The sequence below is a fragment of the Burkholderia latens genome, from assembly GCF_902499045.1.
In the GTDB taxonomy this organism is placed as follows: Bacteria; Pseudomonadota; Gammaproteobacteria; order Burkholderiales; family Burkholderiaceae; genus Burkholderia; species Burkholderia latens.
The window spans coordinates 1-3,698 of record NZ_CABVPL010000096.1 but is presented as its reverse complement, the minus strand read 5'-3'; the positions used below and the strand labels follow the sequence as shown (position 1 = coordinate 3,698).

The window sequence follows — 3,698 nt, the reverse complement described above, 5'->3', positions numbered from 1 at the left end:
GTCGCCGCGGGACGCGGCCGCCCGCGCGACGCTCGTGATCACGATGCTGCCGGCCGCGCAGCACGTGCGCGCCGTCTATCTCGGCGACGACGGCGTGCTCGCCGGCGCGCGTCCGGGCGCAACGTTCGTCGACTGCAGCACGATCGACCCCGACACCGTGCGCGCGGTGGCCGACGCCGCCGCGCAGCGCGACTTCCCGCTCGCCGACGCGCCGGTGTCCGGCGGCACCGGCGGCGCGCAAGCCGGCACGCTGACGTTCATGGTCGGTGCGCCGGCCGCGCTGTTCGAGCGCATCCGTCCGGTGCTGCTCGACATGGGCAGGAACGTCGTGCATTGCGGCGGCACGGGCACCGGGCAGATCGCGAAGATCTGCAACAACCTGCTGCTGGGGATCTCGATGATGGGCGTGTCGGAGGCGATGGCGCTCGGCGCTGCGCTCGGCATCGATCCGGCCGTGCTGGCCGGCATCATCAACACGTCGACCGGCCGCTGCTGGAGCTCGGAGACCTGCAACCCGTATCCGGGCGTCAACGACGCGGCGCCGGCCGCGCGCGGCTACTCGGGCGGCTTCGCCGCGAACCTGATGCTGAAGGATCTGGGGCTCGCGACCGAAGCCGCGCGCAGCGCACGGCAGCCGGTGTGGATGGGCGCGCTCGCGCAGCAGCTCTATCAGTCGATGAGCCAGCAAGGGCTCGGCACGCTCGATTTCTCCGCGTGCGTGAAGCTGTACGAGGCGCGAACGTCCGCGTAACGCGACCGGCGGACGCGCGGCGGCCCGCGATGCCCGTCAGTGGCATCGCGGGCCGTTCTGCATTCGGAGCAATACGGGCACACGCGGCGCGAGCGCGACAGATGCGGCGCGGCGCTTACCCGCGCGGGTTCGACGCGGTCTCGAAGGTCGGGTGGCACTCGAACGCGAGCTCGGAGCGTGCGTCGATGCGGCGGCCGCCGGTCACCGACTCCTGCTTCAGGCTCGCGCGCATCCCGCGCTGCGTGCAGTAGTTGGTGGCTTCGCTGACGGCTTTTTCATGGGCGTCGGCCCACGTCGTCGACACGCCGAGCGTGCGCGTCGTCACGGTGAAGACGTTCGGGTTCGACGTCGTCGTGACGTCGGAAGCGGTCGAACACGCGGCAAGCAAGCATACGGCAGCCGCGACGGTCAACCATCGCAGGGATCGAAAAGGCACGGAAATGGACATGGGAGGCAAGCGCGCGTCGTTTCGACGGCATTGAGCAACATAGGCGACAGTATGCCTGCCCGATCGCCGGAGATCATGCCCTTTTCAGTGAACACATTGTTTCGAATGGTTAAACGATGGGCTGCCGGCGGCAAGATTTACGGCTGGTGACGCGTCCGATGTTGCGCCGGTGCGTCGCTTTTCCCGCTATCGCGCGGTTTCGGCGTCATTCGCCGGCAGGCACTCCGGCGCGATCGCCGAAAATACCCCTGTGTCGGACGGCTTCGCCGCCGGCGGCCGCTCGACGTCCCGCCACACCGATTTTCCGGCACGCCGTGTGCGGCCATCCGCCGCAGGCGCAGGCCGTCGCCGGCGGTATCGGGTGCGCCGGCATACAAGCGGAGCCGGCGTATCGGCGGCTGCACGGCGTCGCCGCGATGCTCGCGGACCTATTGCGCCGCCCGCGTATCGATCGGGGCCCGGCCCGTCGAAGCGATCGAGCCGCGCGGCAACCCGGCATCGCGCAGGATCGCCCGGATTTCGTCATATAGTTGTACACGCAACCATTAAGGCGAATGACCCCACGCTGTCCGCGTGGACGCGTCATTGCGCCAGCTGGTTGCCGTTTGAAACGACTTCTGCATACGCGAAACCCACGCACGTCCGCCCATCTGGGCGCGCCGCCCTTTTTTACAAATGCCTGACCTACGGCGCCCGATCGCGCGCCGCATGCCGCGATCGCGGCGGCCGGCGTCCACCACCGCACCGGGCGCCGCGCCGATACCGCCGCGCAGGCACGACGCTTGCGACATACAGGCGCCCGCCGCCCCGGCGGATGGCAATCCTTCCCTCAACTGGCGCTGCGCGCCGCGCGAACACGTGCGCGGCGACACCGCATCGCAAGCAGCTTCCCTTGAACGAGAGGACGACAATGAAATCCATTCGAACGATAGTGGCCCTGTGCTCGGTCATTTCCGTGCTCGCGGCATGTGGCGGAGACGGCAACGACGTCGGCACCGAGCTTGGCATCTCGAAACCGCAAGCGCGCTTCATCAACGCGGTGCCGGCCGGCCCGAATCTCGACTATTACCTGAATGCGAAGGTGGACGCATCGGGTGTCGCGTACAAGGGCGTGACGCGCTATCACGACATCGACTCCGGCACGCAGACCGCCAGCTACGACGTATCGGGAACGACCGCGACGGTGGCGTCGCAGTCGTTCAGCGCGGCGAACGGTCATCACTACACGACCATCGCGTTGCCGAGCACGTCGTCGGCGATTTCGGTGATCGACGATCCGTTCGACAAGAAGCTGCTGTCCGACAAGGCGCGCGTGCGCAGCTTCAACGCGTCGCCGAATGCGCAGAACGTCGACGTCTACGTCGTGCCGCCGGGCACCGACATCAACGCGCAAAGCCCGACGCTGGCCGGCGCGGCATACCAGAACGCGGTGCCGGCGTCCGGCCAGGATTCCGTCTATCTGAGCGGCGGCACCTACCAGATCGTCGTCACGACGGCCGGCAGCAAGACGCCGATCCTGAAGACCGCGCCGGTCGCACTGAACAACAACGCCGACTGGCTGCTGCTGACGATTCCGTCGGGCGGCATCGGTGACGTGACGCCCAACGACGTGCACGTGCTCGTCGCGCAGGGCAACGATGCGGACACGTCCGCGCAGGAACTCGGCCCGCAGTAACGGCCTCGGGCGGACCGCCGGCCGGCGGCCCGCCCATCGAACCACGCGTGGCCAAACACCGGGACGTCACTCGCTCCGCTCGAAGCGGATCACGTGTTCGGCCCGCTTGCCGTCACCCTGCTCGACATCGATGTCGCCGACATACCGCACGCGCCAGCCCGGCCGCGTCGCGATCTGCGGGACGTTGCCGCCCGGCCGGCTCTCGATGCCGCCGAGTCCTTCATCCGGTGTGTCCACTGCTTCGTCGAGCGACGCGTTCGAATAAATGACGTTGTCGTGCCACTCGGTCGCGCCGGTGCGCGCTTCCATGCCCTTGCCGTCGACGTCGACCGTGTTGTCGGTCATCGCCATGTTCGCGTTGTCGAGCGTGACGATCCGGCCCGCCGCACGACGCACCGGGTCGCCGCTGTCGACCGCATGCGAGTCGACGTCGATCGGCGGCAGGCCGGTCGGCATTTTTCCGGCGACGGCCTCCGGCGTCAGCGGCCGCTTCGCGGTCTCCGCCGCCTGGGTCGCCGCATCGGGCATGTCGCCCGCGGCCGGCGTCTTCACCGGGCTCTTCTCGATCTGTTTGCGCTGCTGTTCCGGGGTTGGGTTCGATTCCGCGTTCTGCATCGCACCTCCTTGTTTCCGGACGGCGCGCCGGCGTGCCGCAGCCGGCGCCGGTCCGGGAATCGCTACAACGGTCGTTGCAAATCTTTCACGCGCACGGGCGCCGCACGCGCGCCTCGCGACGCACGTGCCGCACCGGCACGCCACCACGACGGCACGCGGCCGGCACGCCCGCCTGCGCGCACGTGCCGCCGCTGCCGCCGGTCAGCCTC

The 3,698-nt window shown here is 68.9% G+C and carries 4 protein-coding genes; 2 read left to right on the top strand and 2 right to left on the bottom strand.

All coding sequences use genetic code 11. The annotated features are described in order from the left end of the window. Positions 1-751 (top strand): 3-hydroxyisobutyrate dehydrogenase (gene mmsB / locus BSE24067_RS32025; RefSeq protein WP_174904998.1); only part of this gene is annotated, 751 nt, incomplete at its 5' end. A 115-nt stretch (positions 752-866) separates the two neighbouring features. On the opposite strand, the gene BSE24067_RS32020 is transcribed toward mmsB, so the two are convergent. Beyond that, positions 867-1,199, bottom strand: a complete 333-nt coding sequence (locus tag BSE24067_RS32020; RefSeq protein WP_151068730.1) for a hypothetical protein — start codon at positions 1,197-1,199, stop codon at positions 867-869. Between the two features lie 910 nt (positions 1,200-2,109). On the opposite strand from BSE24067_RS32020, the gene BSE24067_RS32015 reads away from it, so the two are divergent. Further along, the gene (locus BSE24067_RS32015) at positions 2,110-2,874 is read left to right on the top strand and encodes a DUF4397 domain-containing protein (RefSeq protein ID WP_151068729.1); all 765 of its coding nucleotides are present in this window, start codon (positions 2,110-2,112) and stop codon (positions 2,872-2,874) included. Between the two features lie 66 nt (positions 2,875-2,940). Here the strand turns inward: BSE24067_RS32015 and BSE24067_RS32010 are convergent, their stop codons facing one another. Then, on the bottom strand, positions 2,941-3,489 hold the full coding sequence (locus BSE24067_RS32010) for a DUF3005 domain-containing protein (RefSeq protein WP_151068728.1): 549 nt from the start codon (positions 3,487-3,489) through the stop codon (positions 2,941-2,943). Between the last annotated feature and the right edge of the window lie 209 nt (positions 3,490-3,698).